This is a genomic window from Sphingomonas sp. MMS24-J45 (assembly GCF_044881195.1).
GTDB lineage: Bacteria > Pseudomonadota > Alphaproteobacteria > Sphingomonadales > Sphingomonadaceae > Sphingomonas.
In genome coordinates, this window is the sequence record NZ_CP173255.1 from 2,669,977 (window position 1) to 2,696,867 (window position 26,891).

The following is a 26,891-nucleotide window of genomic DNA, read 5'->3' on the forward strand; positions in this document are numbered from 1 at the left end:
GCCTGCGGTGCTTGTTAGGCGACCGGATTTGCGCTTTGTTGCGTCAATTTCCGGGGCCGCAAACCTTTATCTGCAGCAATTTGAAAAAGGGTACTTTTTGATGAGAGTCCGACGCTTGATGGTGGCGGCTGCCGCCCTGTTCGCCACGACCGCGCTCGCGCCGTGGTCGGCTGTCGCACAGGACGCCAAACCGGCCTTCGCCGAGCCGAGCCTGTCCCCCGACGGCAGCATGATCGCGTTCGCATCCGGCGGCGATATTTGGGAGGTGTCGGCAAGCGGCGGCGTCGCGCGCCTGCTGGTCACCGACGGCGCGACCGAAGGTCGCCCGCTCTATTCGCCCGACGGCACAAGGCTCGCCTTCACCTCGACCCGCGGCGGCAGTCAGAACATCTATGTGCTCGATCTGGCCAGCGGCGCGGTGACGCGGCTGACCTATGCCGAGGCGGGCGAGGAGCTCGACGCCTGGTCGCCCGATGGCAAGTACCTCTATTTCGCGAGCGGCGTGCAGGATGTCGCGCGCCAGGCCGATATCTTCCGCGTCAGCGCCGATGGCGGCACGCCGATGCAGGTCAGCCGCGAGAAATTCCTCGCCGAGTTCCAGGCCGCGCCCTCGCCCGATGGCAGCACGCTCGTCCTCAACGCGCGCGGCATCAGCGGCGGGCAATGGTGGCGCAACGGCACCAGCCATATCGACGAAACCGAGCTGTGGCTGAAGCCCGTCGCCGAGGGCGGGGCCTATCGCCGCCTGCTGCCCGGCGGGGAGAAGCATGCCTGGCCGATGTGGAGCCGCGACGGGCGCAGCATCGCCTATATGTCGGCACGCGGCGGGGTTGAGAACCTCTGGCGCGTGGGACTGGGCGAGGGGGCAGCGCCGGAACAGCTCACGCGCTTCACCACTGGCCGCCTGCTCTACCCCTCGATGGCGGCGAATGGCGGGGCAATCGTCTTCGAACGCGATTTCGGCGTGTGGCGCTATGACCCCGCAACCGGCCAGTCCGCCCCCGTCCCAATCACGCTGCGCGGTGCCGCCAGCGCGACGCCCAAGCGCCACGAAACGCTCGGCAGCTTCCAGCGGCTCGCTTTGTCGTCCGACGGCCAGAAAGTGGCGGTGATCGGCCACGGCGAAGTCTTCGCCGCGCCCGCCAAGGACGGCGGCCCGGGCCAGCGCATCACTAATACCGCGGGTGCCGAACGCGAGGTGACCTGGTCGCCCGACAGCCGCCGAGCTCTGGTCATTTCCGAACGCGGTCTCGACCATCGCCTGGTCGAATATGACGTCGCCAGCGGGCGCGAGACCGTGCTGACAAAAAGTGGCATTGCCTCGACGCCCGCGTACGCGCCCGATGGCAAGTCCGCGGCGTACGTCCTCAACGATCGTGAGCTGCACGTCGTCACTTTCGCGACTGGAACCGACCGCATCGTCTTCACCGGCGCGATCTCGACCGATGAGCGCGACGGCCCGCGCCCGGTCTGGTCGCCCGACGGGCAGTACATCGCCTTCCCCGTGCTCGACGCCCGCGCGTTCGTGAACGTGCATGTCGTCCCCGCAGCAGGCGGCGCAGCGCGGCCGATAAGCTTCCTCGGTAATGGGCAGATGGGCGGCATCGCATGGTCGCCCGACGGCAAGTACATCCTGTTCGACACGGCACAGCGCAGCGAGGATTCGCGCATCGTCCGCATCGACCTGCTGCCCAACGTGCCGAAGTTCAAGGAAGACAAATTCAACGACCTGTTCAAGCCCGGAAAGCAGCCCGGCACCACGCCGGATGCCCCCGGCACCGCGCCGGAAACCGCTACGCCGCCCGCACCGAAGCCGCTCCCCGCCGCAGCGAAGAGGGGTGCCGCCGCCGCCCCCCGCCCGCGTCGAAGGTGCCGCCGGTGACGATCGCCTGGGCGGGTCTGCGCAACCGCGCGACGATCCTGCCGCTCGGTCTCAATGCCGACACGCCAGTGATCAGCAGCGACGGCAAGACGCTGGTGTTCCGCGCGCAGGAAAAGGGCCGCGCCAATCTCTACAGCTACAATCTCGACGAGCTGGCCGACGAACCGCCGGTCGCGCAGCAGCTGACGCAAAGCGATCGCCCCAAGGGCGATTTCGCGCTGACCGGCGATGGCAAGACGCTCTACTATCTCGACGGCGGGCGCATCATCTCCACCCCGCTCGAAACGCCCAAGCCCAAGCCGATTCCCGTCGCAGCGGAGATGGACGTCGATTTCGCCTCCGAAAAGCAGATCGTGTTCGACGAGGCGTGGAGCATCCTCGACCGCAAATTCTTTGATGCCGGCTTCAACGGCCATGATTGGAAGGCACTGCGCGCGCAGTATCAACCCTATGTCACCGGCGCGCGCACGCCGGATGAACTCCGCCGCATCATCGGGCTGATGATCGGCGAACTGAACGCCTCGCACACCGGCATCAATCGCCCGTTCGGCGGCCCCGGCGCGCTGCCCAGCAACCGTGTCGGCGATCTCGGCCTGCGCTTCGACCGCGTGGCCTATGAGGCGGGTCGCGGTCTCGTCGTGCGCGAGGTCGTGCCGCTCGGCCCGGCCTCGATCGAAAAGATCGTGCCCGGCGACCGTATCGTCAGCGTCGGCGGCGTCGCGGTCGGGGCAAAGGGCAATCTAGACGCGCTGCTGGAAAACACTGTCGGCCGCCGCGTCCGGCTGGGCGTGGAAGGGGCAGGGGGCCTACGCACTGTCACCGTTCGCCCGGTGTCGGTCGGTACCGCCGCTGGGCTCGCGTACCGCCAATGGGTCGAGGATCGCCGCGCGCTGGTCGATCGGCTGTCGGGCGGCAAGCTTGGCTATGTCCACATCGCCGATATGTCCTCGGACTCGCTCGATCAGCTCTACCTCGATCTCGATGCCGAAAATCAGGGCAGACAGGGCGTGGTGGTCGATATCCGCAACAACAATGGCGGCTTCGTCAACGGCTATGCGATCGACGTGTTCGCGCGGAAGAATTACCTGACGATGACCCCGCGCGACCTCTTCCCAATCCCCGGGCGACAGGCGCTGGGGCAGCGCGCGCTGGGCAAGCCGACCGTGCTCGTCACCAACGAATCCTCGCTGTCCGACGCCGAGGATTTCACCGAGGGCTATCGCTCGCTGGGGCTCGGCAAGGTGGTGGGGCAGCCGACCGCCGGGTGGATCATCTTCACCGGCGGTGAACAGTTGATCGACGGCTCCTCGGTCCGCACGCCGAGCACCCGGATTCAGGACGGGCGTGGGCAGGACATGGAAATGCACCCGCGCCCGGTCGATCTCGCGGTCGAACGCCCGCTTGGCGAAAGTGCGGCAGGCACCGATGCGCAGCTGAGCGCGGCGGTTGATGTGTTGTTGGCGCAGTTGGGGGCGGCCTCGAAGTAGGAACTTCCCTTCTTCCTCCCCTCCCTGGAAGGGAGGGGGCGGGGGTGGGTTGGCCCGTTGTTGACCACAGTACTGGCCCCATACCCACCCACCCCCAACCCCTCCCTTCCAGGGAGGGGAGGGAGGTAGGAAGCGCGCTGTCCTACAGAAAACCAAATAGGTTATTCTACTCCTCCAACAGGAGGCAACCTATGACCATCGATACCCTCATCGACGCCGTGCTCGACCGCGAGGGCGGCTATTCCAACCATCCCGCCGATCGCGGCGGCGAGACGAAGTTCGGCATCACCGCCGCCGTCGCGCGTGCGGAAGGCTATGACGGCCCGATGCGCACCCTGCCGCTCGCAACCGCGCGCGCGATCTATCGTCGCCGCTATTGGCTCGCCCCGCGCCTGGATGCGGTGGCCACGCTCGCGCCCGATGTCGCGGCTGAGCTGTTCGATACCGGCGTCAACATGGGCCCGCCCGCGGCGGTCGCGTTCCTGCAGCGTGCGCTGAACGCGCTCAATCGCGGCGCGACCGATTATCCCGATATGCCGGTCGACGGGCGGATCGGCGACACCACGCTCGCCGCGCTCGCTGCCTTCCTCGCGCGGCGCGGGGCCGGGGGCGAACGCGTCCTGCTCAAGGCGATCGAGGCGCTGCAGGGCGAACGCTACCTCGCACTCGCCGAACGCCGACCCGCCAACGAAGCCTTTCTCTACGGCTGGCTCGCCAACCGCATCGGTTAGGCGGGAGGTGCCTTCTGAGTGGCACTTTCGCAACTTTCGCATCACTACAGGAGACAGACAATGGGACTTCTCGAAGGAATCATCGGCCCGATCGCCGGTCTGATCGACAAGATCATCCCCGACCCCAAGGCGCGCGACGAGGCGAAGCTCAAGCTCCTCGCGCTGCAGGGCACGCAGGAGATGGAGCAGATGAAGACGCAGATCTCGGCGATCATGGCCGAGGCGCAATCGACCGACCCCTGGACCAGCCGAGCGCGGCCGAGCTTCCTCTATGTCATGTACGCCATCCTGCTGTGGTCGATCCCGATGGGCCTGATCGCGGCGGCGCAACCGCACATGGCTCGGGATATCGCCGCGGGCATGAACGCTTACCTCAACGGCCTCCCCGAACCTCTCTACGCGCTCTTCGGCACCGGCTACCTCGGCTACACTGCCGCGCGCTCCTGGGGAAAGGCGAAGGGCGTGGATAAGTAGGTCTGTGTGCTCCGGCGCAGGTCGGAGCCTTGGCGTCTCGGGCCGCCGCCCGCGACCCAGGGCTCCGGCCTGCGCCGGAGCGCAGAGCCTCTGCCCCGATTGCTCCCGCTCCCAACCGTGCTATCCCGCTCCATCACTCGTCCGCTGGAGCTTTCCCCCAATGCGCCTCACCTTCGCCGCCGCCCTCCTGCTCACAGCCACCGCGACCTCGGCCCTGGCCGCACCGATCCGCTCCTACGGCAGCCTCACGCTGTCGGCGAAGGGCGACCGGATCGCGACGGTCGAATTGGGCAGCGACGGCAAGAGCGCGATCACGATCCGCAGCGTGCGCGACGGCAAGGTGCTCGAAAGCTTCAACCCATGCGCAAGCGCCTGTTCGCTCTCCGGCCTGACCTTCGCGCCCGACGGCACGCTCGCCTATCTGGCGCGCTCGCGCGAGGCGGGGACGGTGACGCTGTCGACCTATCGTGGCGGCGGCAAGAGCGGTGGCGGCCACACCGTCGCGACGGTGAAGGGCATCGCGCAGACCCCGCGCTTCTCGCCCGATGGCAAGCGCATCGCGCTGCTGGTCACGATCGGCGCGGCGAAGGAAGCGGGCGCGGCCCAGGCCGGTGTGCGCCAGGTCGGGGAGATCGGCGAGAAGAGCGACGAGCAGCGTCTCGCCGTGTTCGACGTCAGCGGTTCGCCCATCGCGCCGGACGGGGTGAAGCCGCTGTCCCCGGCGGATCGTTACATCTACGAATATGACTGGACGCCCGATGGCGCGGGGTTCGTCGTCACCTCGGCGCTCGGCAACGGCGACAACAATTGGTGGGTCGCGACGCTCGACGCGGTCGATGCGGCCACCGGTGCGGTCCGCAACATCGCCAAGCCCAAGACCCAGATCAACGCGCCCCGCGTCTCCGCCGACGGTCGCAACGTCGCCTATATCGGCGGCCTGATGAGCGATTTTGGCTCGGTCGGCGGCGATATCTGGAGCGTGCCGCTGTCGGGCGGCGAGCCTGCCAATCTGACGCCCAAGGCCGATTACACCGTCACCTCGCTCGACACGACGACCGGCGGTCTGCGCGGCACCACGCTGCGCGGTGCCAATGCGACGCTGCTCGTCAACTCGGCGATCGGCTGGGCGCGACCCGCTACGTTCGCGGCGGGCGACGGCCGTGCGGCGTGGAGCGCCGATGGCAAGATCGTCGCGATGGTGGTGCAGGATTACACCCATGCCCCCGCGATCTTCGCCGGCCCCGCCACCGCGCCGGTGCAGATCACGCATGATAACGACGCCGGGCCCGCGACGCTCAATGCGCGGAGCATCACGTGGAAGAATGACGGCTTCAACGTGCAGGGCTGGCTGCTTAGCCCGCTGAATGCCGATCCGGCGAAGAAGGCGGCGATGGTCACGATCGTCCACGGCGGCCCCTCGGCGGCGAACGTGCCGAGCTTCGGCGGCGGCGGCGCGCAGGCGCTGCTCGACCGCGGCTACTACGTGTTCCTGCCAAACCCGCGCGGCAGCTTCGGTCAGGGCGAGGCCTTCACCGCGGCCAACAAGCGCGATTTCGGTGGCGGCGACCTGCGCGACATTCTTGCCGGGATCGACGCGGTGGAAAAGGTCGCCCCGATCGATGATGCGCGCTTGGGTCTCAGCGGCGGCAGCTATGGCGGCTTCATGGCGATGTGGGCGAACACCCAGACCAACCGCTTCAAGGCGATCGTCGCCGGTGCGGGCCTGTCGAACTGGGTCAGCTATTACGGCACCAACGGCATCGATCAGTGGATGCTGCCATTTTTTGGCAAGACGATGTATGACGACCGCAAGGCGTACGAGGATGTCTCGGCGGTCAATTTCATCAAGAACGCAAAGACCCCGACCTTCATCTATGTCGGCGAACGCGACATTGAGGTGCCGCCGACCCAGTCGATCGAATATTGGCACGGCCTGAAGGACATGGGCGTGCCGACCAGTCTGGTGATCTACCCCGAGGAGGGCCACGGCATCCGCAACCCCGTCAACGCCGGCGACGTCCGCGCCCGCACGCTGGCCTGGTTCGACAAGTATCTGGGGGAGAAGAAGTAAGCGGTCAGCGCAGCGGCTTGCCCGAATCCTTCCATCGGTCCAGGATCTGCGAGTCCCCGGGCAGCGCCTCGCTGGCGGGCTTCGCGGCGGGGACGACCGGCGTCCCGCTCTGGGCATAGGCCGGCTGGATCGCGGCGGTAGCGGTAATGGGGGCCACCGATGCCGCGGCGACGACGGTCTCCGGCAGACCAACCCTGGCATGCGGCCCCGGCACCGGCTCGCCCCCGGCATAGCCCTGGCGGAAGGCGGCGGGGGTGCCCCAATAGCCCTGCCAGCGATGGAAGAAATGCGCCCCGATCGCCGCCGTCATCACCAAGCTGCGGTTCCAAGAGGGGGTAACGGCATAGGTGTGGTAATGCGTCGCCATCCCGACCTCGGCCATCACATGCCCGTTCAGCGCGGCGGCGGCGACCTTCATCGCGCGTAGCCAATAGGCCTTGGAGGGCGTGCCCCGGTTCATCGCCCCGTCGCAGGCGAAGCTGAACTGGCATCCGGCGTGCTCGGACCCCTGGAACACCACGCCGCAGACCGTCGCCGGGAAGGCCGGGTGCCGCACGCGGTTCAGGATGACCTGCGCCACCGCCTGCTGCCCGGCATCGGGCTCGGTCGCCGCCTCGTAATAAATCGCTGTCGTCAGGCATTGCAGCGCGCGCCCGCGGTCAACCGCGCTGGCCCGCGCCATCGAAAAGGGTGCCGCAGGACGGATCGACGTGTCGGGCTTGAGCACCGCCGCCTCGGGCGGCACGGGCAGATCGGGCAGCGCGATCGTGCCTGTCGCACCGGGCGTCTGCACCGGCGGCGGCGCGGCGGCTTCCTCCTCGGCCGCATAGAGGAGGGCGGCACCAGGGAAGTGATCCTGGCTCTCATAACCGACCGGGGCCGCGCCGATGCGGCTTGCCTTGGCGCTCTGGTCGACGATCGCGCGGATCGCGGCATGGGCCGACACGCCCGCCAGGATCAATGCGACCAGGCCGACGATCCCCGCCTTGCCCAGCCGCCGCATCCTGACCCAACCAATGATCGCGCGCGCGTCCATCGGCCGCGCATAGCCGATTCGCGCGCGCCGCGATGCTCCCGATTTTGCCCTGTCTCGCGCTGAAACAGTTGATAGTTAACGTAAGTCTCTGGCGCGGGAAGGCGGCGCTATTTGAGCGCCGCCCTGTCCAGTTTCAGCGCATCGGCCGGGATGACCTCGGCATCGGGATAGGTCTTGCGCAGTTCCGGAAGGAACAGCTTCGCGTCGCCCACCACGACGATGCTCGCCGCCGCCGGGTCGAGCAGCTTGGCCGCCGCGGCCTGCACCGCCGCCGGATCGACCGCCGAGACCCGCGCGGTGTACGCGCCTAGTTCGGAGAGCGGCAGGCCCTGCACCACGTAGCCGCCGACCGTGCCGGCAATGCCCTCGGTCGTCTCGGTCGCGCGGCCGAAATTGCCGACCAGCACGGCCTTGCGCGTTTCCAGTTCGGCGGGCGTCACCGGTTCAGCGCCCAGACGCTTCATCTCGGCCAGGATGATCGACACCGTTTCGGGCGCCGACGGATTCTTGGTCGAGGTGCGCCCGCTAATCGTGCCGGGCAGGCGGCCTGCCTGCACCGAGCTGCCCGCGCCATAGGCAAGACCGCGCTTGATGCGAATCTCCTGGTTCAGCCGCGAGGAGAAACCGCCGCCCAGGATCGTGTTGGCGACGGCGGCGGGATAATATTGCGCGTCGCTCCGCGCGATGCCCGGCCGTGCAACCACGACGCCCGCCTGCCCGGCACCCGGCATATCGACGACGATCACGCGTGGCTTGGGATAGCTCGCGCGCGTGTTGCCGCTGCGCACGATGATCGGGTTCGGCTTCCAGTCGGCAAAGTTGCGTTCGGCCAGCGCGCGGGCGGCGGGGAGGGTCACATCGCCGACCAGCACCAGCGTCGTCTTCGCCGGTTGCCACGTCTGATGATAGGTCGCCCGAACGTCGGTCGCGGTGATCGCCTTCAGCGAGGTCGGCGTGCCCGACAGCGGATGGCCATAGGGCAGGTCGCCCAGCGCCGCACGCGCCGCGACCAGCGCGGCCAGCTGGCTCGGGTTCTTGATCGCGACCTGCACCCCGTCGATCGTCTGCGCCCGCGCGCGTTCGACCTCCTCCGGCGCGAACACCGGGTTGCGCGCGACGTCGGCCAGGATCGCCAGCGCCGGGGCTGCCTGATCGGCCTTCACCGTCACATCGACGCTCGATCCGTCGAAGCTCGCATCGCTGGAGATCGACCCGCCCAGCGTCTCGATCTCGCGCGCGATCTGCGTCGCGGACCGCGTCTTGGTGCCCTTTGTCATCAGATCGGCGGTCAGATTGCCGACGCCGGCGCGGTCGGCCGGGTCGGTCGCGCCGCCGCCCTGCGCGGTCAGCAGCGCGGTCAGCAGCGGAAGGTCGTGCTTCTCGACCACGACGACGCGAAGGCCGTTGGCCAGCGTGAATTCGTTGGTGACCGGCGCGCTTGCGGCGATGGCGGGGCCTGCGGCGGGCGGCGCGATGCGCTCCGCTTCGCTCGCCGGGGTGACGATCTCGACCTTGCCCGGCGCGACCAGCGGCTTGGTCACGACCGTGTCCGCAACCTCGATCCGGTCGTTCTGCGGTGCCGCGGCGCTCTTGTCCTCGGGCAGGTAATGGATCGTCGCGGCCCGCTGATCGCGTAGATATTTGGCGGCGACGCGCTGCACATCGGCGGCGGTGACGCGAGCGATCGCGGCAAGCTGCCGGTCGGCGGCGCGCGGATCGCGGTCGATGATGACCGACGCGGCGATCGTGCGGCCCTTGCCCTCGGCGGTCTCGCGAGCCCGCAGCGCGCTGGTCAGGATCTCGTTCTTGGCCTCCGCAAGCTCGGCGGCGGTCACCGGCTTGGTCCGCACGCGCGCGATCTCGCGGCGCAGCGCGGCCTCGCCCTGTTCGGCGGTCTTGCCGCTCGCGATGATCGCGATCGCGGCGAGATTGCCCGGACCTTGCTTGGAGTCGAGATAGGTTTCGGCGCTTTGTGCAATCTGGTCGCGGTAAACTAGGCTCTCGTACAGCCGCGAGCTTTCACCCTGCGACAGGACTGCGTTCAGCACCGACAGCGCCGGGCCGTCGGGGTGATTGTCCGCCGGGATCGGATAGCTGATCAGCACGGCGGGCAGCGGCGTATTGGCTTCGTGCACGACGTAGCGCGTGGGCTTGGTCCGCTCCGGCTCGGCGACGGTGACGCGCGGGATCGGCGTGGTGGGGCGCTTGATCTTGGCGAAATACTGGTCGACCCAGCCGTTCAGCTTGGCGGGATCGAAATTGCCCGACACGACCAGCACGGCATTGTCGGGCCGGTAATAGGTCGCGTGGAAGGCGCGGACATCGTCGATCTGCGCGCTCTGGAGGTTGTCCAGGCTGCCGATCGTGCCGCGGGCATAAGGGTGGCGGGTATAGGAAATCGCCGGGAAATATTGCGAGAACAGCTTGCCGTACGGCCGGGCGTTGGTGTTCTGGCGCAGCTCTTCCTTCACGACGTCACGTTCGGAGGCGAAGCTCTTGGGCTCCACGACCAGCGCCGCCATGCGGTCCGCCTCGGCAAACAGTAGGCGTTCCAGGTGATTGGCCGGAATTGTCTCGTGATATTCGGTGTAATCGTCGTTGGTCGAGGCGTTGTTATTGCCGCCGACATCTTCGGTCAGGCGATCCATCTGTTCGGAGACGAGGTTGCGCGTCGCCTTGAACATCAAATGTTCGAACATATGCGCGAAGCCCGAGCGCCCGGCGGGATCGTCCTTGGACCCGACGTCGTACCACACCTGCACCGACACGTTCGGCGTCGATGTGTCGCGGATCGCATATACGCGCAGGCCGTTGGCGAGCGTGCGTTCGGTAAAGGCGATTGGCTTGATCGCTGGCGTTGCGGGGCGAGCCGGAGCGCGCGGCGCGGTCTTCGCGGTGGCGGCGAGCGGCAACAGGGCAGCGCCCAGCAAAAGGGCGGCACGGGAAAGACGCATGGGGAACTCCGGATGGAGGGAAACCTATGCGCGCAATGTGTCGCGGCGGGATGCGCCGTGTCAATTGCCTAAGACACGGGAAGCGGGGTATTCTCCTGCGAGGAGGAGGCGCCGAACAGGGCTATTTCTTGCGCCCGCGCCCCGCGTAGAGCAGTGCCGCCGCCAGCGCGGCAGAACCTACGCCAACGCCGACGCCGATCGCGATCGGCACGACCGGCCAGTTCTCCGGCTCCTTCGCGCCCGCGGCGATGGCGGCCTCTGCCGCATCGCGGACGCGCTTGTGCTCGCGCGCGGCGGCTTCGATTTCGTTGATCTTGTCGGCCATCACTCTCTCTCGCTCTGGCCCTTATACGCCCTGCGGAACGCGTCCGCGAAGGCGGTGAGCCTTCCCTCCACAATGGCACCGCGCAGATCGGCCATCAAGGCCTCATAGAAAGCGACGTTGTGCTCGGTCATCAGCATCGACCCGAGCATTTCCCCAGCGCGCACAAGGTGATGGATATAGGCCCGCGACCAGGTAGCGCAGACCGAGCAGCCGCACGCCGGATCGAGCGGACCCTGATCCTCCGCGAACTTTGCGTTCCGGATGTTGATCGGGCCGCGCCGCGTAAATGCCTGGCCGGTGCGGCCGGACCGCGTCGGCATCACGCAATCGAACATGTCGATGCCGCGTTCGACCGCGCCGACGATGTCGTCGGGCTTGCCCACGCCCATCAGATAGCGCGGCTTGTCGACCGGCAATTGCCCCGGCGCGAAATCGAGGCAGCCGAACATCGCTTCCTGTCCTTCGCCCACGGCAAGGCCGCCGACGGCATAGCCATCAAAACCGATGTCGATCAGCGCCGCCGCGCTATCGCCGCGCAGCGTGCGGTCGAGCGCGCCCTGTTGAATGCCGAAGATCGCCGCATTCTCGGCATGGGCGCCGCCCGCGTCAAACGCATCGCGACTGCGCTTCGCCCAGCGCATCGACCGCGCCATCGCCGCCGCCTGAACTTCCGGCGTCGAGGTGGTCGGTACCAGTTCGTCGAACGCCATCACGATGTCCGAGCCGAGCAGCCGCTGGATTTCGATCGACCGCTCGGGGCTCAGCGTATGGCGGGTGCCGTCGAGGTGCGATTTGAAGGTGACGCCATTCTCGTCGCGCTTGGTCAGATCGCTCAGGCTCATCACCTGATACCCGCCGCTGTCAGTCAGGATCGGGCGGTCCCAGCCCATGAATTTATGCAGGCCACCCAGCCGCGCCATGCGCTCGGCACCGGGCCGAAGCATCAAATGATAGGTATTACCGAGGATGATGTCCGCGCCCGTGGCGCGCACGTCGGCGGGCTTCATGCCCTTGACCGTGCCGACCGTGCCGACCGGCATGAAGGCGGGCGTGCGAATCACGCCACGTCGCATCGCGATCTCGCCGGTACGGGCGGGGCCGTCGGTCGCATGGATGGTGAAGGCGAAGCGGGGAGGGGTGGTCATCGTCTGTTCCGTTCGTCCTGAGCGTGTCGCGGGACTGCCCTTCTTCCCGCCGTCGAACGAAGACAGTGCTTCGACACGCTCAGCACGAACGGTATCTCATTCAGCCCGGAACGGCGCTTACCGCTTGAACAGCGTCTCCGCAGTGGGCTCTGCAGGCGCACCCGGAAGCTCGCCATTCTCGGCCGCTTCGGCATCGCGCGCCAGCTGCTGGCGCTGGGCGCGCAGTTCGGTGATCAGCGCTTCGCGATCCCCCTCAAGCCGCGTATCGACCGGCGCTTCGAGCCCGGCGGCCTTGGCTGCCTTGGCCACTGCCGCATCGAGCTCGCGCTGCGTCGTCAGGCCGAGCGTGACCGGGTCCTTCGGCGTGATGTTGGCGATGTTCCAATGGCTGCGGTCACGGATCGCGGCGATCGTGGTACGCGTGGTGCCGATCAGATTGCTGATCGCGCCGTCGCTGATTTCCGGGTGATTGCGGATGATCCAGGCGATGCCGTCGGGCTTGTCCGACCGCTTCGACACCGGCGTGTAGCGCGGACCCTTCGTGCGGCGGACCTGCTCCGGTCCCTTCAGGATTTGCAGGCGATACTCGGGATCGGCCTGACCCTTGTCGATTTCGTCCTGCGTCAGTTCGTGCGCGCGGATGGGATCGCGCCCGGTCAGCTTGGTCGCTGCGGTATCGTCGGCGATCGCCTGGATTTCCAGAATGTGCAGGCCGCAAAACTCGGCAATCTGTTCGAAGCTGAGCGCGGTATTGTCGACGAGCCAGGACGCGGTCGCGTGCGGCATGAGCGGCTGGGCCACGAGGGAACTCCTTCAGAAACGGAAAGGGCCGCCCCTTTCGGAGCGGCCACTGTGCTGGCGTACGGTGTAGAGCGGTTGTGCCTGAAGGGCAAGCGCGGGTTGGGGCGGCTACGCGGCAATAGCCTCCGGGTGTTCGACCGGCACGAGCGCGCCAAGGAACTGCCGCGCGCTCGCCTCCCACGTGAAGGTCTGCCCGTAGGCGGCGCAGGCGGCACGGTCGCGGGTGAGTGCGGCCGCAATCGCAACTTCGAGATTCTCTGCCATCGCGCCGACCTGGTCGTTCAGCACATCGACCGGTCCGGTGACCGGAAACGCCGCGACCGGGGTGCCACACGCCAGCGCCTCGATCATCACCAGACCGAACGTGTCGGTCCGGCTGGGGAAAACGAACACATCTGCGGCGACGTAGGCTGCCGCCAGCTCGGCACCGAATAGCGGCCCAAGAAAATGCGCTTCGGGAAACTGCGCTGTAAGCGCCGCGCGCGCGGGCCCGCAGCCGACAATCACCTTGGTGCCGGGGTGGTTCGAGGTGAGAAACGCCTCGATGTTCTTCTCGATCGCGACGCGGCCGACATAGAGCTGGATCGGCCCCTTACCCCCGGCCTTAAGCGCGGCGATTGCGGGGTGCGGGGCTAGGCCGGGCGTGAAGGTCGACAGATCGACGCCACGACCCCAATGCCGGATGCGCGTCAGATCATGCGACTTCAGCGTCGCCGCGATCGACGGGGTCGACGCCAAGATCGATTGCGCGGGCCAATGAAACCAGCGGATGTAGCGCCACACCCATTCCGGGTTCACGCCGGTGCGCGCCGAAACATAATCGGGGAATTGCGTGTGGTAGGCGGTGGTAAAGGGAAACCCGCGCGTCAGGCACCAGCGCCGCGCGGCGAGGCATACCGGTCCTTCGGTCGCCAGATGGATCGCATTGGGCGCAAAATCCGCGAGCATCTTGCCCACGCTCGCGGTGCTGGCAAAGGCCAGGCGGATTTCCGGGTAGGTCGGGCACGGCATGGAATAGAACAGATCGGGCGACACGATCAAAACTTCGTGCCCCTGGCGCTCCAATTCGGTTCGCACGGCTTGAAGCGTCCGCACCACCCCGTTCACCTGGGGGCTCCACGCATCTGTGGCGATCGCGATCCGCACGCCGGTCAGGCCGCCAACATCTCGATCTTCGCCACAGGCCGAGATGTCTCCCGCGCGGCGATCTCGTCGGCCCAGTGCAGCAATTCCATCCGCCCATCGAAATGTTCGACCAGCGCAGTACAGCCCTCCACCCAGTCGCCATCGTTATAATATGCGACGCCATCGATATCACGGAATTCGGCGGTGTGGATGTGGCCGCATACAACGCCATCGACCCCGCGCGACCCGGCGGCCTGCGCGACGATCTCCTCGTAATTCGAAATGAACTGCACCGCGTTCTTCACCTTGGCCTTGGCGTGCTTCGACAGCGACCAATAGGGCAGGTTGAAGAAGCGTCGATACGCGTTCACCCAACGGTTCAGGGCCATCATGAATTCATACGCCACATCCCCGACATGCGCCAGCCAGCGATGCGCCAGCGTGATCGCGTCGAATTCGTCACCATGCAGCACTAACAATCGACGGCCGTCGGCGGTTTCGTGAATCGCTTTGCGCCGGATCGCGATGCCGCCAAAGTCCAGTCCGGTGAATTGACGCATCACCTCGTCATGGTTGCCGGGGATGTAGATTACCTCGGTCCCGCGCTTGGCGCGCTTGAGCAGGCGCCACACCACGTCGTTATGCGCGGCGGGCCAGTAGAACTTCTTCTTCAGCCGCCATCCGTCGATAATGTCGCCGACCAGATACATCCGCTCGCTGTCGACATGGTCGAGAAAGTCGATCAGCATCTCGGCATTGCAACCGCGCGTGCCAAGATGAATGTCGGAAATCCAAATCGTGCGATAACGACGCCGCTCCGTCGTAGCGCGTTCGGGAATGACAGGCTGCGAAGTGGCGAATTCGTTGAAATCGGCGATCGTGGCGCCAACTACTCCCCGCGGATCGATCTTGATCACTGCATTCATGGCGACATCCCGAAGTCGTTGAATGCTTCGAGGCTATGGCCGCAGATTGTTACAATCGGACGCGCTGACCTTCACGCAACTGTCACATCGCGATATGGTTTGACTGATCCGCAACGCGCGCCAGCCAGTCGGTGATCGCGGGGTAATGGCGCAGCGCAAAGCCGCCTTCCTCCGCCACATGAGTGTAAGCGTAGAGCGCGATGTCGGCGAGGGTGAAGCGTCCGGCGGCCAGGAACGGCGTCTTGGCCAGATGCGCATCCATCAGCGCGAGCGCCGCTTCGCCCGCCGCCTGCTTGGCCGGGATTTGCGCGCGCTGCAGGTCGCTCAGCCGCTCCTCGCCGACGAACGCGCGCCAGAAGCGCAGCGTCGCGATATTGGGCTCGTGATTATACTGCTCCCAGAACATCCAGTGCAGCATGTCGGCCCGGTCGAATCGATCGAGCGGGATGAGTGGCGATCCGTCCGCGAGATAGAGGCAGGCGGCCCCGCTTTCGGGCAGAAAATCGTCCCCAATCTGCAGCACCGGGATCCGCCCGTTCGGGTTGACCGAGGCGAGGAACGCCGCCGAGCGCGTTGCCCCCGCCATGATGTCGTACTCCCGCCGCTCGAGCCGAATGCCGACATGCGCCGCGGTCAGGCGAATTTTGTAGCAATTCCCCGATTGCGCATATTCATGCAGGATCAGTTCCGACATTATTTCGCCTGTTCCGCCATCACCTCGGCAATCAGATCCTTGCGGCTCAATTTGCCGATCATCGTCTTCGGCATGGTGAGGCGTACCACCACCTCATCGACGCGCTCATGCCGGCCGAGCTGCGGATTGAGCCAATCGCGCAGCTCCGGCCCGCTCGCCGTCGCGCCCTCGTTCAGCGTAACATAGGCGCGCGGTTGTTCGCCGCGGTACGCGTCGGGCAGGCCGATCACCATCGCCTCCTTCACCGCCGCGTGGTGGTGCAGCAATGCCTCGATCTGGCTTGGGAAAACCTTGAAGCCGGATACGGACAGCATGTCCTTCAACCGATCGACGATCTTAACGAAGCCGTCGGCGTCGATCGTGCCGACATCGCCAGTGCGCAGCCAGCGGCCTTCGGCATTGGTTACGAACACCTCGGCATCGGCATCCGCGCGGTTCCAATAGCCCTTCATGATCTGCGGCCCCATTGCGACGATCTCGCCGGGTTCGCCGTCTGCGGGTGGCTGGCTGGGGTCGGCCTTGTCGACCAGACGCAGGTGCGTGCCGGGGATCGGCTGGCCGATCGTGCCGGTCTTGCCTTCCTGTAGATAGGGATTGGCGGACAGCACGCCGGAGCTTTCCGACAGGCCATAGCCCTCGACCACCGTCGCGCCGGTCACGCTTTCGAACTTCGCCTTCAATTCGGCCGCGAGCGGCGCGCCGCCCGAGATGCACACGCGCAGCGAGGAGAAATCGGTCGCGGCGATCTTGGGATGGTCAAGCAGCGCCTGATACATCGTCGGCACGCCGGGCAGGGCGGTCGCCTTGGTCCGGTCGATTGCCGCCAGCACCGCGCCCGCCTCGAATCTCGGCAGCATGACGATGCACCCGCCGTTGAGAACGGTGCGGTTGAGCACGCAGGTGTTGGCGAACACATGGAACAGCGGCAGCACGCCCAGGATACGGTCGGGCTCGCCCGGTTCCGGGTCGATCGCCATCACCTGCCGCGCGTTGGCCGATAGATTCTGGTGCGTCAGCATCGCGCCCTTCGGCGTTCCGGTGGTGCCGCCGGTATATTGGATCAGCGCGACGTCGCGTTCCGGGTCCACCCGAACTGGCGTATGCGTCCCGTCATTGGCGATCAGCTTGGAAAAGGCCATGATACGCGGGTCGTGCGGGCGTGCGGTCACCTCGCTGCGCTTGAACATGCGGTAGAGGATCGACTTGGAGGTCGGCAGCGCCCCCGCGATCGACCCGACGATCAGCCGTTCGAGCGCACTTGCCTCGAGCACCTTCAAAGCGGTTGGCAGCAGCGCGGTGGCGGACAGCGTGAACAGCAGCTTGGTGCCGGAATCAGCCACCTGATGTTCCAGCTCGGCCGCGGTGTAGAGCGGCGAGAAGTTCACCACCGTCGCGCCAATCTTCAGGATGCCGTAATAGGCCGCCAGATAATGCGGCACGTTGGGCAGGAACAGGCCGATCCGGTCGCCCGCGCCATAGCCCAGCGCCGTCAGCCCGGCCGCGACGCGGTTGGCCCCGTCCAGCGTTTCGGCAAAACTATAGTGGCGGCCGAGGAAATCGATCAGCGGTGCCTTCCCCATCCGCGCGCAGGATTGATCGAACAGATCGACCATCGATTGCGGAGGGAACGTGCTGTCCCACGGGTTGGGGTGACGATAAGATGTGCGCCAGACGGCCTCTGTGGGGTTCATTGACACAGGTGTAAGCAAGCAATCGCTTGCTCGCAAGCTTAGCGAAGGTGTTCGCCGGTCCACGTAATCAGGACGGAGACGCCGACCAGACCAAGATCGATCGCAGCCTTCACGCGATGCGGGGTCCGATCAGTAGAGTCGTGTGTGAGAATCTGGATGTCGGCGCTCGGGTGGCGCGCAACCGCGATCAGCGCCAGTGCCGCGAAGATGCCGATCATGATCCGACGATTGCGCACGAGCGTTTCCTTACGCAACCGGCATACAGTTAACGGCCGTTTCGGGCAAGTCCGTTACGCCGCCAACCGATCGCGCAGGTCGCGCCCGCGGCATCGATCGCGACCGGCACTCTTCGCCTCGAACAGCGCGCGATCGGCGCAGGCATACAGCGCCTTCCAGTCGGTTTCGCGCAGCAGCGGTCCGCTGCAGGTGCCGATGCTTGCAGTTACCGAGACGTCATAGGGCATACGCCCGGCGCGAAGCCGGGCCAGGATCTCGCCAGGTTCGACCGAAAAAGCGCTTGGTGTGACGATCGCGAATTCCTCGCCGCCGATCCGGGCGACCAGTGCCTCCGGCGGCAAGGATTGGCGCAGCGTGCGGGCGAAGACGCGCAGCACTTCGTCGCCGCCGTCATGCCCGATCGTTTCATTGACCCGTTTGAAATGATCGAGGTCGGCGATCATCAGCGTCTGCTCACCCGCGCGGCCGATCGCCTGCTGCAGGAAAGCGCGGCGGTTGAGCAGGCCGGTCAGCGGATCGGTATCGGCGAGCAAGCGCGCCGCAATCTCCCCCTCGCGCGCCGCGTCCCGTTCCGCGCTGAGCAGACGCAAACGGTATGCGATCGCGATGCTGGACAGGAGCGCTTCGAGCGACATCGACAGGATCGTCGAATTATCGAGCCAGAAGCTACTGCTGATAAGGTTGATCGAATTGGCAACCCGCAACGACGCAAGCCCGATCGGCGCGGCCCAGGCGACGGCGAAGAGCCAGAGATAATTGCTGCGCATCCGCCACGCGCGCCACAGCAGCGGCGGAATGACCACGAGTTGCCCGACAAAGGCCCAGCAATACAGCGTGTCGAACAGATGCACGTCATATTGCGCGAACAGGACGTAGCCGAGCGTGGCGGCCAGCATGATCGCGGAGGCCCACCAGGCGATCCGCCCGAATCGTCCGGCAAACACGCGCCGTTCGAAAAACGCGCGGGCAAAGGCGAACGCGGCGATCGAAGAAAGGCCGAGCATCAGGTAATTCACGCGGATGCGATCGGTATTGGCGATTGCCGGCCAAGCCCAGGCAAGTGCGCCGGAAGTCGAGAAGGCGTAGAGCAGCAAGCACGCGACCATCGCGCAATAGGCAAGCTGGAAACGGTGCCGCAACGCGGTCCACACCGCAAAATTGTAGCACAGCAGCGCGATGCACAGCCCAGCGAAGGCGGCGTAGACCGCCGCCATGGCGAGGTTGAACAGCTCGCTTTGCGCCGGCGTCGCGATCCTCGGGTCGCGCAGGATGGCGCGCATGTTCGGCGATCCCTCGATATGCCAGAGCAGCCGCACCAGCGGCGCGGCGCGCGCGGGGAGCGGTTGTTCCAGGATCGCCCCAAGTACGATGCGACGACTTGCTGCATGGTCGTCGAACGTGGTCGAAAAGACGGCGCCATCGGCATAATAAGCGTAGAGCGTGGCGCGCTTCTGCCACACGCTCATCGAGCGAACGCGCACTTCACCGGTGCGCGACAGCGGGCCGCTGCGCACCCAGAAATCGCCGGGACCGAAGCTGGTTTGCGACGCGGTGCAATCGAACTGTCCGCGGCCCGCCAGCAGGGCGGCCGGGGTCATGCCCGGCTCCGCGCGCGTGATGCAGATCGGGATTGAATTGCCCGCAATAGGGATCTGCGCATGGGCGGACGTCGCGAACAGAGCAGCGATCGCGACGGCAAGGACAGCTAAGATATTGGAAAAGGGGCGCGGCACATGGCCCACCATAAGCCGCGCTTTCCAAATAGATGGTAAAGAGGGGTCGGCGTCCGTAACGACTCGCTAGACGGGGAATGGGCCCAGCGCTTGGCACGCCGGGCCCGTCCGTATCGTCGCCTTACTTGGCCGGGGTCGTGTCCTTAGCCGAGGCACCCTTCTTCTTGGGTTTCTTGGGCGGGGCAGGCGTGATTTCGAAGGCCAGTGCGCCGTCTTTCATCTTCACCGTCACTTCGCCGCCATGGACCAGCTTGCCGAACAGCAATTCCTCGGCAAGCGGCTGCTTGATCTTCTCCTGGATCAAACGGCCCATCGGGCGGGCACCGTAGAGCTTGTCATAGCCCTTGGTAGTCAGCCAGGTCTTCGATTCGTCGTCGAGGTTGATGTGGACGTTGCGGTCCGCCAACTGGAGTTCGAGCTGGAGGATGAACTTGTCCACCACCCGGGCCACCACCTCGGTCGGCAGGTATCCGAACGGTACGATCGCATCGAGGCGGTTGCGGAATTCCGGCGTGAACATCTTCTGCACCGCCTGCTCGTCCTCGCCCTCACGGGAAAGGTTACCGAAGCCGAGCGTCTCGCGCGCCATGTCGCTCGCACCCGCATTGGTCGTCATGATCAGGATGACGTTGCGGAAGTCGACCGTCTTGCCGTGCTGGTCGGTCAGGCGGCCGTTATCCATCACCTGCAGCAGGATGTTGAACAGGTCGGGATGCGCCTTCTCGATTTCGTCGAGCAGCAGCACCGAATGCGGCTGCTGGTCGATCGCATCGGTCAGCAGACCGCCCTGGTCAAAGCCGACATAGCCCGGAGGCGCACCGATCAGCCGCGAGACCGAGTGGCGCTCCATATATTCCGACATGTCGAAACGCTGGAGCGGGATGCCCATGATGTGCGCGAGTTGCTTGGCGACTTCGGTCTTGCCGACGCCGGTCGGTCCGGTGAACAGATAGTTGCCGATCGGCTTTTCGGGATCGCGAAGACCGGCGCGGCTGAGCTTGATCGCTGAGGCGAGCTTTTCGATCGCCGTATTCTGCCCGAACACCACGCGCTTCAGATCGGTTTCGAGCGATTCGAGCGCCTTGGTGTCGTCGGTCGAGACGGATTTCGGTGGGATGCGCGCCATCGTCGCGATCACGGCCTCGATCTCACGGCTGGTGATGGTCTTCTTGCGCTTGGCGAGCGGCACCAGCATCTGCATCGCGCCGACTTCGTCGATCACGTCGATCGCTTTGTCGGGCAGCTTGCGGTCGTTGATGTAACGCGCGCTCAGCTCCACCGCCGACTTGATCGCGTCGGGCGTGTATTTCACCTTGTGGTGATCCTCGAACGCCGAGCGCAGGCCGGTCAAAATCTTGACCGTGTCCTCGATCGTCGGTTCGTTGACGTCGATCTTTTGGAAGCGCCGCAGCAATGCGCGGTCCTTCTCGAAATGGTTGCGGAACTCTTTGTAGGTGGTCGAGCCGATGCAGCGGATCGTGCCGCCCGACAGCGCGGGCTTGAGCAGGTTCGATGCATCCATCGCGCCGCCACTGGTGGCACCAGCGCCGATCACGGTGTGGATTTCGTCGATGAACAGGATCGCATCGGGCATTTTTTCGAGCTCGGTCACGACAGCCTTCAGCCGCTCCTCGAAATCGCCGCGATAGCGCGTGCCGGCGAGCAATGCGCCCATATCGAGCGAGTAGATTACCGCCGGCAGCAACACCTCAGGCACATTGCCCTCGACGATTTTGCGCGCGAGGCCCTCCGCGATCGCGGTCTTGCCGACGCCGGGATCACCCACATAGAGCGGGTTGTTCTTCGAACGGCGGCACAGGATCTGCACCGTGCGGTCGACCTCCGGCCCGCGGCCGATCAGCGGATCGACCTTGCCCTTCTTCGCCTTCTCGTTGAGATCGACGCAGAACTGCTTGAGCGCGCTCTCGTTCTTGCCCTTCTCGCCAGCTTTCTGGGGCTTTTCTTCCTCGGTGCCCTTGGGCGTGGCGGCTTCGGGCGCGGCGGCGCCCTTGCCGACGCCGTGGCTGATGAAGCTGACCGCATCGAGGCGGCTCATGTCCTGCTGCTGCAGGAAATAGACGGCATAGCTCTCGCGCTCGCTGAACAGGGCGACGAGTACGTTCGCGCCCGTCACCTCATCGCGGCCGGAGGATTGCACGTGCAGGATCGCGCGCTGCACCACGCGCTGAAATCCGCTGGTGGGGGATGGGTCGGTGGCGGCGTCCACCTTCAGCGCCTCAAGCTCGGTGTCAAGATAATGGCGGACCGTCGCGGTCAGCTCTGCGGTATCAACCCCGCACGATTCCATGACTTTCGAGGCATGTTCGTCCCCGATCAGCGCGAACAGCAAATGTTCGAGCGTCGCATATTCATGGCGGCGCGAGGACGCCGCTTCGAGTGCCTTGTGAAGCGTGGTTTCCAGCGCGGAGGCGAAGGATGGCATCGGTTCTTACTCCATGCGGGTCGCTTGGGACGCGCGACCCTTTGCGCCTATGTCGGAAGGCGAGTCCGGTGTGACAAGCACTTGAAAATCGCATCCGGATTTCCTGGCGGCCGGATGCATCCCTCTCATGACTTGAACAGATCGTGCGCGGAGGCGCGGTGGGTGACCGCCGTCTCCATTTTTCGGCGGGTCCGCGCGATCTCTTCCTCCAGCGCCGTGATCCGCGCTTCCAGTTCCCTGACCGACAACGGATCAAGGTCCTGCGCGATCAGCGCAGCGAGCGGATCGCCCGCCTTTTTCGGGAGAAACTCGTCGAGGTCCATGGACAGATCGTTGACCCGACGCGGCCCCATGTCAATAAGGCGCCGTACGTAGTGACAGGTAAAACGAGGCGCGCGACCGATGGACGGAATAGCCGAGACGATGCGCGCGATCGATCCCACGGAGCCAGGCGGGCCGGAGGTGCTGTGCGTCGTGGAGCGTCCGGTGCCGACGCTCCGGCCGGGGGAGGTGCTGATCCGCGTCGCGGCGGCAGGGGTCAACCGGCCCGACGTGCTGCAGCGCAAGGGCGGATACGCCCCGCCGCCGGGCGCGCCGTCTATTCCGGGGCTGGAAGTGGCGGGTACGGTCGTCGCGCAGCATGAGGATCTGGCGATCGACATGACCGGGCAGCCGGTGTGCGCGCTGCTCGGCGGCGGGGGCTATGCCGACTATGTCGCGGTGGCGGCGGGGCAAGTGCTGCCGGTGCCGAGCGCGCTGTCGATGATCGAGGCGGCGGCGCTCCCCGAGACGTTGTTCACCGTGTGGACCAATTTGTTCGAGCGCGCCTATGCGACCGAGGGCGACACCGTGTTGGTGCATGGCGGCACGAGCGGGATCGGCACGATGGCGATCGCTTTGGGCAAGATTTTCGGGCTGACCGTGATCGTGACCGCTGGATCGGACGAGAAGTGCGCGGCGGCGCTGGGCCTCGGCGCGGCGCACGCGATCAATTACAAGACCGAGGATTTCGTGGCGCGGGTGAAGGACATCACTGGCGGCAAAGGCGGTGGCGGGGGCTGCGCGGCGGTGCTCGACATGGTCGGCGGCGATTATGTGCCGCGCAATCTGCAATGCCTGGCCGATGACGGGCGGCACGTGTCGATCGCAGTGCAGGGCGGATTGATGGCGACGATCCCGATCTTCGAGGTGATGCGCCGCCGCCTGACGCTGACCGGATCGACGCTGCGGCCACGCGACGCCGCGTTCAAATCGATGGTCGCCGACGAACTCCACCGGATGGTGTGGCCGCATGTCGAGGCCGGGCGGCTGAAGCCAGTGATCGACCGCACCTTCCCGCTGGAGGAGGCCCCCGCCGCGCACGCGCGGATGGAAGCGGGCGACCATGTCGGGAAGATCGTGCTGACGCTCTGAGGTGGCGGGGCCGACCGAAAGTTGCGAAAGTGCCACTCACAACGCTGTTTTCGTGGGTCGTGGGGCCGGACTGTTTGCCAGGGGCACGAATTAAAACTGAGAAAGAGCCGAACCGCGAGTATCGCAGATTGTGGCGATGTAGGACAGGCCGGAATCGCCCACTTGCCTACATTGATCGGGTAGGCGCTTTCAGGTCGGATTCGCAGCAAGGGCAGAAACGAGGAGGAAGCGAACGCACAAATGGCTTTCCAAAGGAAGCGATCCGCCAGTTGCATGTCGGGCAGCGGGCCAGAAAATGGGCGTAGTAAATCGACCCGATCAGAAGCGGAAAAACGATCCAAAATATAATCGTAGCCGCCAACTCGTTAAAACTGGCTACGAGCACGGTGAGTGCCATCAGAGGCCAACACCCAAACGTAGCTAGATAGAAGCGAGACAATGGGCTCATACGAAAATGGGTAGCGCCAACGAGACCGTCACGCAAACAGGAGAAGACGCGGACGGCAGCTTCCCACCAGAATCGGACATTGCCTCCCCCTGAGCCTCACCCCAGCACGGTCTTCAAATTCATAAATTCGTGCAGGCCATAAGGCCCCAACTCCCGGCCATGTCCTGAGCGCTTGATGCCCCCGAACGGCGCGTGCGGGAGGCTGGCGAGCATCGCGTTGACGGCGATCATGCCGGCTTCGATGTCGCGTTCGAAGCGGGCGCGTTCTTCCGGGTCGTTGGTCCAGACCGAGGAGCCGAGGCCGAACGGGACGGCGTTGGCGAGGGTGATCGCGGCGTCGATGTCGTCGGCCTTGAACAGCATCGCGACGGGTCCGAACAGTTCCTCTTGCGCGACGGCGTGATCGGTCGGGACGTCGACCAGGATCCCCGCCGACATATAGGCGCCTTTACCGGGGAGTGCTTCGCCACCGAACAAGAGCTTGCCGCCCTCGGCTTGGATCATCGCGATCTGGTCGAGCACGGTCTGGCGCTGCGCTTCGCTCGACAGCGGGCCCATGTCGGTGCCCGAATCCATCGGGTCGCCCGCTACGACGGCTTTCATGCCCGCCGAGAATTTTTCGAGGAAAGCGTCATAGACATCGGCATGGACGATCATGCGCTTGGCGCAGATGCAGGATTGGCCGGTGTTCTGGATGCGTGCCGTGACCGCCGTCTTTGCCGCAAGATCGAGATCGGCCGAGGGCATGACGATGAACGGGTCCGATCCGCCGAGTTCGAGCACGACCTTTTTCAGGGCGCGGCCGGCGGCTTCGGCGACTTGCATCCCGGCGCCTTCGCTGCCGGTGAGCGTCACCGCGACGATCCGATCGTCGGCGATCAGCGCGGCGACCTTGTCGGACTTGATGGGCAAATTCTGGAACAGCCCGGCAGGCGCGCCCGCCGCGATGACCATTTCCTCGATCGCGGCGGCGACGCCCTGCACGTTGGAGGCGTGCTTCAACAGGCCGACATTGCCCGCCATGATCGTCGGGGCGAGGAACCTAACCACCTGCCAATACGGAAAATTCCACGGCATCACTGCCAGCACCGGCCCAAGCGGATGCCAGGTCGCGGTGGCACCGGGGAAAACGCGCGGCTCGAGCATTGCCGGGCCTTCCTGCGCATAATGGCGGAAGCCCGCGGCGCACTTCTCAACCTCGGCCAGCGCGGATTTCAGCGTCTTGCCCATTTCGCGCGTGGCGATCTCGGCCAGGCGGTGGGCGTTGGCGTCGAACTGTTCGGCGATCCGCTCCAGCAGATCGGTCCGCGTCGCGTGATCGGTGATGCGCCAGTCGCGGAAGGCATCGTGCGCACGCTGTACTTTCGTCTCCAGCTCGGCGGCGGTGAGTTCGGCGAAGGAGGCCCCCGGGGTGCCGGTGGCGGGATCGATGCTGGTGAACATGGGGATGGTTCCTGAAACAGTGTCGCGCGACAAACGCACAGTAAGGCCAGCGTATCCTTGACCCCAAACGCTTGCCTGCCGCATAGCTGTGGCATGGACATACCGATTGAAGAGCTGACGTTCGAAGCGGCGTTGAAAGAATTGGAGGGGATCGTGTCAAGGCTCGAGAGTGGTGACGCACCACTCGACCAAGCAATCGCGCTGTACGAGCGCGGGGACCGGCTGCGACGTCGCTGCGACGACCGGCTGAACGCGGCACAGGCCCGGATCGAAGCGATCCGCGCCGATGGGGAGGGCCGGGCGATCGGCACGCAGCCCTTTGTCGCAGGTTGATCGCGTGACGCTCGTATCCCCGTCGCTCGATGCGGCCATGGCCGATGTGGCCAGCGATATCGATCGCCGGCTCGATCTGTTCCTGACGGTTCCGGAGGATCCGCGCGCCGATCTGTACCGCGCGATGCGCCATGCCGCGATCGGCGGGGGAAGCGGCTGCGTCCGCTGCTGGTGTTCGCGACCGCGCGGTTGTTCGCGGTGGACAAGGATTGCGCCGGGCGCGCGGCGACCGCGATCGAATGTATCCACGTCTATTCGCTGATCCATGACGATCTGCCGGCGATGGACAATGACGACATGCGCCGCGGCAAGCCGACGGTGCACAAGGCGTTCAGCGAAGCGACCGCGATCCTGGCGGGCGATTGCCTGCATGCGCTGGCCTTCGAAATCCTGGCCGATCCGGCGACGCATCCCGATCCCTTCGTGCGCAGCGAATTGGTGCTCGATCTCGCGCGGGCGGCTGGCCCGGTCGGGATGGCCGGTGGGCAAGCGCTCGACCTTGAAGCCGAAAAATCGAGCTTCGATTTGCCGACCGTCACGCGGTTGCAGGCGATGAAGACCGGCGCGCTGATCGCCTGTTCAGTCGAGGCGGGGGCGATCCTGGGCAAGGTGCCGCCCGAAGGGCGTACCGGCCTGCGTGGCTATGCCCGCGATGTGGGGCTGGCGTTTCAGATCGTCGACGATCTGCTCGACGCCGAGGGCGACGAGGCAGCGGTCGGCAAGGCGTTGCGCAAGGATGGTGAGGCGGGCAAGGAAACGTTCCTGTCGCTGCTCGGGCTCGACCGCGCTCGCGCACAGGCGCACATGCTGGTCGATCAGGCGATCGAGCATCTCCAGCATTTCGGCCCCGAGGCGGATCTGCTGCGCGACATCGCGCGCTTCACGCTGGAGCGGGATCGTTGAGCAATTCCGGCGGCGAACGGGTCGGGGTCTATCCCGGCACGTTCGATCCGGTGACGCTCGGGCATATGGACATCATCCGGCGGGGCGCGACGTTGGTCGATCGGCTGGTGATCGGCGTGACCACCAATGCGTCCAAATCGCCGATGTTCACGAGCGCCGAGCGCATCGCGATGATGGAGCGCGAAACGGCGGGAATCGCGGGGGTCAGTGTGGTCGGGTTCGATTCGCTGCTGATGGATTTCGCCGAGGCACAGGGCGCGAGCACGATCCTGCGCGGCGTGCGCGGCGTGACCGATTTCGAATATGAGTATCAACTGACCGGCATGAACCGCGCGATCAACCCGCGGATCGAGACGGTTTTCCTGATGGCGGATGTGTCGCTGCAGCCGATCGCCAGCCGCCTGGTCAAGGAAATCGCCTTTTACGGCGGGCCGATCGATCGGTTCGTGACGCCCACGATCGCAAGCGAAGTGGCGGCGCGGGTCGCGCAGATCGGACGCAAGGGCAGCGTCTGAACCGAGCTGGATCGGCACCGCCCTAATTCGGTCGCCTTTCGCCGCGACACGTTCAGTTTGGCGCAAGCCGCCAGTTGGTCT

At 65.7% G+C, this 26,891-nt stretch carries 22 protein-coding genes and 1 pseudogene; 9 read left to right on the forward strand and 14 right to left on the reverse strand.

What is annotated here, in order from left to right; translation table 11 throughout:
• Positions 1–100 precede the first annotated feature (100 nt).
• The 5 genes from AB5I39_RS12955 to AB5I39_RS12975 all read left to right on the forward strand — a co-directional run bounded on the left by AB5I39_RS12955 (position 101) and on the right by AB5I39_RS12975 (position 6,645).
• Entirely contained in the window at positions 101–1,882 is a 1,782-nt protein-coding gene (locus AB5I39_RS12955) for an LpqB family beta-propeller domain-containing protein (protein ID WP_404367515.1), read from the forward strand.
• A complete protein-coding gene (locus AB5I39_RS12960) occupies positions 1,879–3,369 on the forward strand; it encodes a S41 family peptidase (protein WP_404367518.1) in 1,491 nt (496 codons plus the stop codon). The genes AB5I39_RS12955 and AB5I39_RS12960 overlap by 4 nt, the downstream gene beginning before the upstream one ends.
• A 191-nt stretch (positions 3,370–3,560) precedes the next feature.
• On the forward strand, positions 3,561–4,100 hold the full coding sequence (locus AB5I39_RS12965) for a glycoside hydrolase family 108 protein (protein WP_404367521.1): 540 nt from the start codon (positions 3,561–3,563) through the stop codon (positions 4,098–4,100).
• Positions 4,101–4,160: 60 nt separating this feature from the next.
• Positions 4,161–4,574, forward strand: coding sequence for a holin family protein (locus tag AB5I39_RS12970; RefSeq protein ID WP_404367524.1), 414 nt, complete (start codon positions 4,161–4,163; stop codon positions 4,572–4,574).
• 160 nt (positions 4,575–4,734) lie between these two features.
• A complete protein-coding gene (locus tag AB5I39_RS12975; protein ID WP_404367527.1) occupies positions 4,735–6,645 on the forward strand; it encodes a S9 family peptidase in 1,911 nt (636 codons plus the stop codon).
• Between the two features lie 4 nt (positions 6,646–6,649).
• Here AB5I39_RS12975 and AB5I39_RS12980 read toward each other — a convergent pair whose 3' ends face one another.
• From AB5I39_RS12980 to AB5I39_RS13040, 13 genes are all read right to left on the reverse strand, one after another.
• A complete protein-coding gene (locus tag AB5I39_RS12980) occupies positions 6,650–7,681 on the reverse strand; it encodes a cell wall hydrolase (RefSeq protein WP_404367530.1) in 1,032 nt (343 codons plus the stop codon).
• Between the two features lie 107 nt (positions 7,682–7,788).
• Positions 7,789–10,635, reverse strand: coding sequence for a M16 family metallopeptidase (locus AB5I39_RS12985; RefSeq protein WP_404367532.1), 2,847 nt, complete (start codon positions 10,633–10,635; stop codon positions 7,789–7,791).
• A 121-nt stretch (positions 10,636–10,756) separates the two neighbouring features.
• Positions 10,757–10,960, reverse strand: coding sequence for a hypothetical protein (locus tag AB5I39_RS12990; RefSeq protein ID WP_404367535.1), 204 nt, complete (start codon positions 10,958–10,960; stop codon positions 10,757–10,759).
• Positions 10,960–12,105, reverse strand: coding sequence for a tRNA guanosine(34) transglycosylase Tgt (gene tgt / locus AB5I39_RS12995; RefSeq protein WP_404367537.1), 1,146 nt, complete (start codon positions 12,103–12,105; stop codon positions 10,960–10,962). Before tgt ends, AB5I39_RS12990 begins: the two co-directional genes overlap by 1 nt.
• A gap of 117 nt (positions 12,106–12,222) precedes the next feature.
• Positions 12,223–12,906, reverse strand: a complete 684-nt coding sequence (locus AB5I39_RS13000; protein WP_404367540.1) for a cell cycle transcriptional regulator TrcR — start codon at positions 12,904–12,906, stop codon at positions 12,223–12,225.
• 108 nt (positions 12,907–13,014) lie between these two features.
• Positions 13,015–14,052: a glycosyltransferase family 4 protein gene (locus tag AB5I39_RS13005; protein WP_404367542.1), complete on the reverse strand. Its 1,038-nt coding sequence runs from the start codon at positions 14,050–14,052 to the stop codon at positions 13,015–13,017.
• A 5-nt stretch (positions 14,053–14,057) separates the two neighbouring features.
• Positions 14,058–14,957, reverse strand: coding sequence for a UDP-2,3-diacylglucosamine diphosphatase (locus AB5I39_RS13010; RefSeq protein WP_404367545.1), 900 nt, complete (start codon positions 14,955–14,957; stop codon positions 14,058–14,060).
• Between the two features lie 82 nt (positions 14,958–15,039).
• Complete coding sequence (locus AB5I39_RS13015) at positions 15,040–15,651, reverse strand: glutathione S-transferase family protein (protein ID WP_404367547.1); 612 nt, start codon at positions 15,649–15,651, stop codon at positions 15,040–15,042.
• Entirely contained in the window at positions 15,651–17,342 is a 1,692-nt protein-coding gene (locus AB5I39_RS13020; RefSeq protein ID WP_404367550.1) for an AMP-binding protein, read from the reverse strand. Before AB5I39_RS13020 ends, AB5I39_RS13015 begins: the two co-directional genes overlap by 1 nt.
• A gap of 38 nt (positions 17,343–17,380) precedes the next feature.
• Entirely contained in the window at positions 17,381–17,560 is a 180-nt protein-coding gene (locus AB5I39_RS13025; protein ID WP_404367552.1) for a hypothetical protein, read from the reverse strand.
• A gap of 72 nt (positions 17,561–17,632) precedes the next feature.
• A complete protein-coding gene (locus tag AB5I39_RS13030; protein ID WP_404367555.1) occupies positions 17,633–19,177 on the reverse strand; it encodes a diguanylate cyclase domain-containing protein in 1,545 nt (514 codons plus the stop codon).
• Positions 19,178–19,433: 256 nt separating this feature from the next.
• A complete protein-coding gene (gene clpA, locus AB5I39_RS13035; protein ID WP_404367558.1) occupies positions 19,434–21,755 on the reverse strand; it encodes an ATP-dependent Clp protease ATP-binding subunit ClpA in 2,322 nt (773 codons plus the stop codon).
• A 125-nt stretch (positions 21,756–21,880) separates the two neighbouring features.
• The gene (locus AB5I39_RS13040) at positions 21,881–22,078 is read right to left on the reverse strand and encodes a DUF1192 domain-containing protein (RefSeq protein ID WP_404367561.1); all 198 of its coding nucleotides are present in this window, start codon (positions 22,076–22,078) and stop codon (positions 21,881–21,883) included.
• Between the two features lie 79 nt (positions 22,079–22,157).
• Between AB5I39_RS13040 and AB5I39_RS13045 the strand changes: the two genes are divergently transcribed.
• The gene (locus AB5I39_RS13045) at positions 22,158–23,168 is read left to right on the forward strand and encodes an NAD(P)H-quinone oxidoreductase (RefSeq protein WP_404367564.1); all 1,011 of its coding nucleotides are present in this window, start codon (positions 22,158–22,160) and stop codon (positions 23,166–23,168) included.
• A 544-nt stretch (positions 23,169–23,712) separates the two neighbouring features.
• Here AB5I39_RS13045 and AB5I39_RS13050 read toward each other — a convergent pair.
• Positions 23,713–25,059, reverse strand: coding sequence for an NAD-dependent succinate-semialdehyde dehydrogenase (locus tag AB5I39_RS13050; RefSeq protein WP_404367567.1), 1,347 nt, complete (start codon positions 25,057–25,059; stop codon positions 23,713–23,715).
• A gap of 93 nt (positions 25,060–25,152) precedes the next feature.
• Between AB5I39_RS13050 and AB5I39_RS13055 the strand changes: the two genes are divergently transcribed.
• From AB5I39_RS13055 to coaD, 3 genes and pseudogenes are all read left to right on the forward strand, one after another.
• Positions 25,153–25,392 carry an exodeoxyribonuclease VII small subunit gene (locus tag AB5I39_RS13055; protein ID WP_404367569.1) on the forward strand — a complete coding sequence of 80 codons (240 nt, stop codon included), beginning with the start codon at positions 25,153–25,155 and terminating at the stop codon, positions 25,390–25,392.
• Positions 25,393–25,429: 37 nt separating this feature from the next.
• A pseudogene (locus tag AB5I39_RS13060) lies at positions 25,430–26,295 on the forward strand (polyprenyl synthetase family protein).
• Positions 26,292–26,810 carry a pantetheine-phosphate adenylyltransferase gene (gene coaD / locus AB5I39_RS13065; RefSeq protein ID WP_404367572.1) on the forward strand — a complete coding sequence of 173 codons (519 nt, stop codon included), beginning with the start codon at positions 26,292–26,294 and terminating at the stop codon, positions 26,808–26,810. The pseudogene AB5I39_RS13060 and the gene coaD overlap by 4 nt, the downstream one beginning before the upstream one ends.
• The last annotated feature ends 81 nt before the right edge of the window (positions 26,811–26,891 follow it).

Coding starts and splice junctions, on each gene's coding strand:
- AB5I39_RS12975 (WP_404367527.1), top strand. CDS start 4,735: ATGCGCCTCACCTTCGCCGCCGCCCTCCTGCTCACAGCCACCGCGACC.
- AB5I39_RS12980 (WP_404367530.1), bottom strand. CDS start 7,681: ATGGACGCGCGCGCGATCATTGGTTGGGTCAGGATGCGGCGGCTGGGC.
- AB5I39_RS13040 (WP_404367561.1), bottom strand. CDS start 22,078: ATGGACCTCGACGAGTTTCTCCCGAAAAAGGCGGGCGATCCGCTCGCT.
- AB5I39_RS13055 (WP_404367569.1), top strand. CDS start 25,153: ATGGACATACCGATTGAAGAGCTGACGTTCGAAGCGGCGTTGAAAGAA.
- AB5I39_RS13030 (WP_404367555.1), bottom strand. CDS start 19,177: ATGACCCCGGCCGCCCTGCTGGCGGGCCGCGGACAGTTCGATTGCACC.
- AB5I39_RS13020 (WP_404367550.1), bottom strand. CDS start 17,342: ATGAACCCCACAGAGGCCGTCTGGCGCACATCTTATCGTCACCCCAAC.
- clpA (WP_404367558.1), bottom strand. CDS start 21,755: ATGCCATCCTTCGCCTCCGCGCTGGAAACCACGCTTCACAAGGCACTC.
- AB5I39_RS12965 (WP_404367521.1), top strand. CDS start 3,561: ATGACCATCGATACCCTCATCGACGCCGTGCTCGACCGCGAGGGCGGC.
- AB5I39_RS12990 (WP_404367535.1), bottom strand. CDS start 10,960: ATGGCCGACAAGATCAACGAAATCGAAGCCGCCGCGCGCGAGCACAAG.
- AB5I39_RS13010 (WP_404367545.1), bottom strand. CDS start 14,957: ATGAATGCAGTGATCAAGATCGATCCGCGGGGAGTAGTTGGCGCCACG.
- AB5I39_RS12970 (WP_404367524.1), top strand. CDS start 4,161: ATGGGACTTCTCGAAGGAATCATCGGCCCGATCGCCGGTCTGATCGAC.
- AB5I39_RS13015 (WP_404367547.1), bottom strand. CDS start 15,651: ATGTCGGAACTGATCCTGCATGAATATGCGCAATCGGGGAATTGCTAC.
- AB5I39_RS13025 (WP_404367552.1), bottom strand. CDS start 17,560: ATGATCGGCATCTTCGCGGCACTGGCGCTGATCGCGGTTGCGCGCCAC.
- AB5I39_RS12985 (WP_404367532.1), bottom strand. CDS start 10,635: ATGCGTCTTTCCCGTGCCGCCCTTTTGCTGGGCGCTGCCCTGTTGCCG.
- AB5I39_RS13050 (WP_404367567.1), bottom strand. CDS start 25,059: ATGTTCACCAGCATCGATCCCGCCACCGGCACCCCGGGGGCCTCCTTC.
- AB5I39_RS12955 (WP_404367515.1), top strand. CDS start 101: ATGAGAGTCCGACGCTTGATGGTGGCGGCTGCCGCCCTGTTCGCCACG.
- tgt (WP_404367537.1), bottom strand. CDS start 12,105: ATGACCACCCCTCCCCGCTTCGCCTTCACCATCCATGCGACCGACGGC.
- AB5I39_RS13045 (WP_404367564.1), top strand. CDS start 22,158: ATGGACGGAATAGCCGAGACGATGCGCGCGATCGATCCCACGGAGCCA.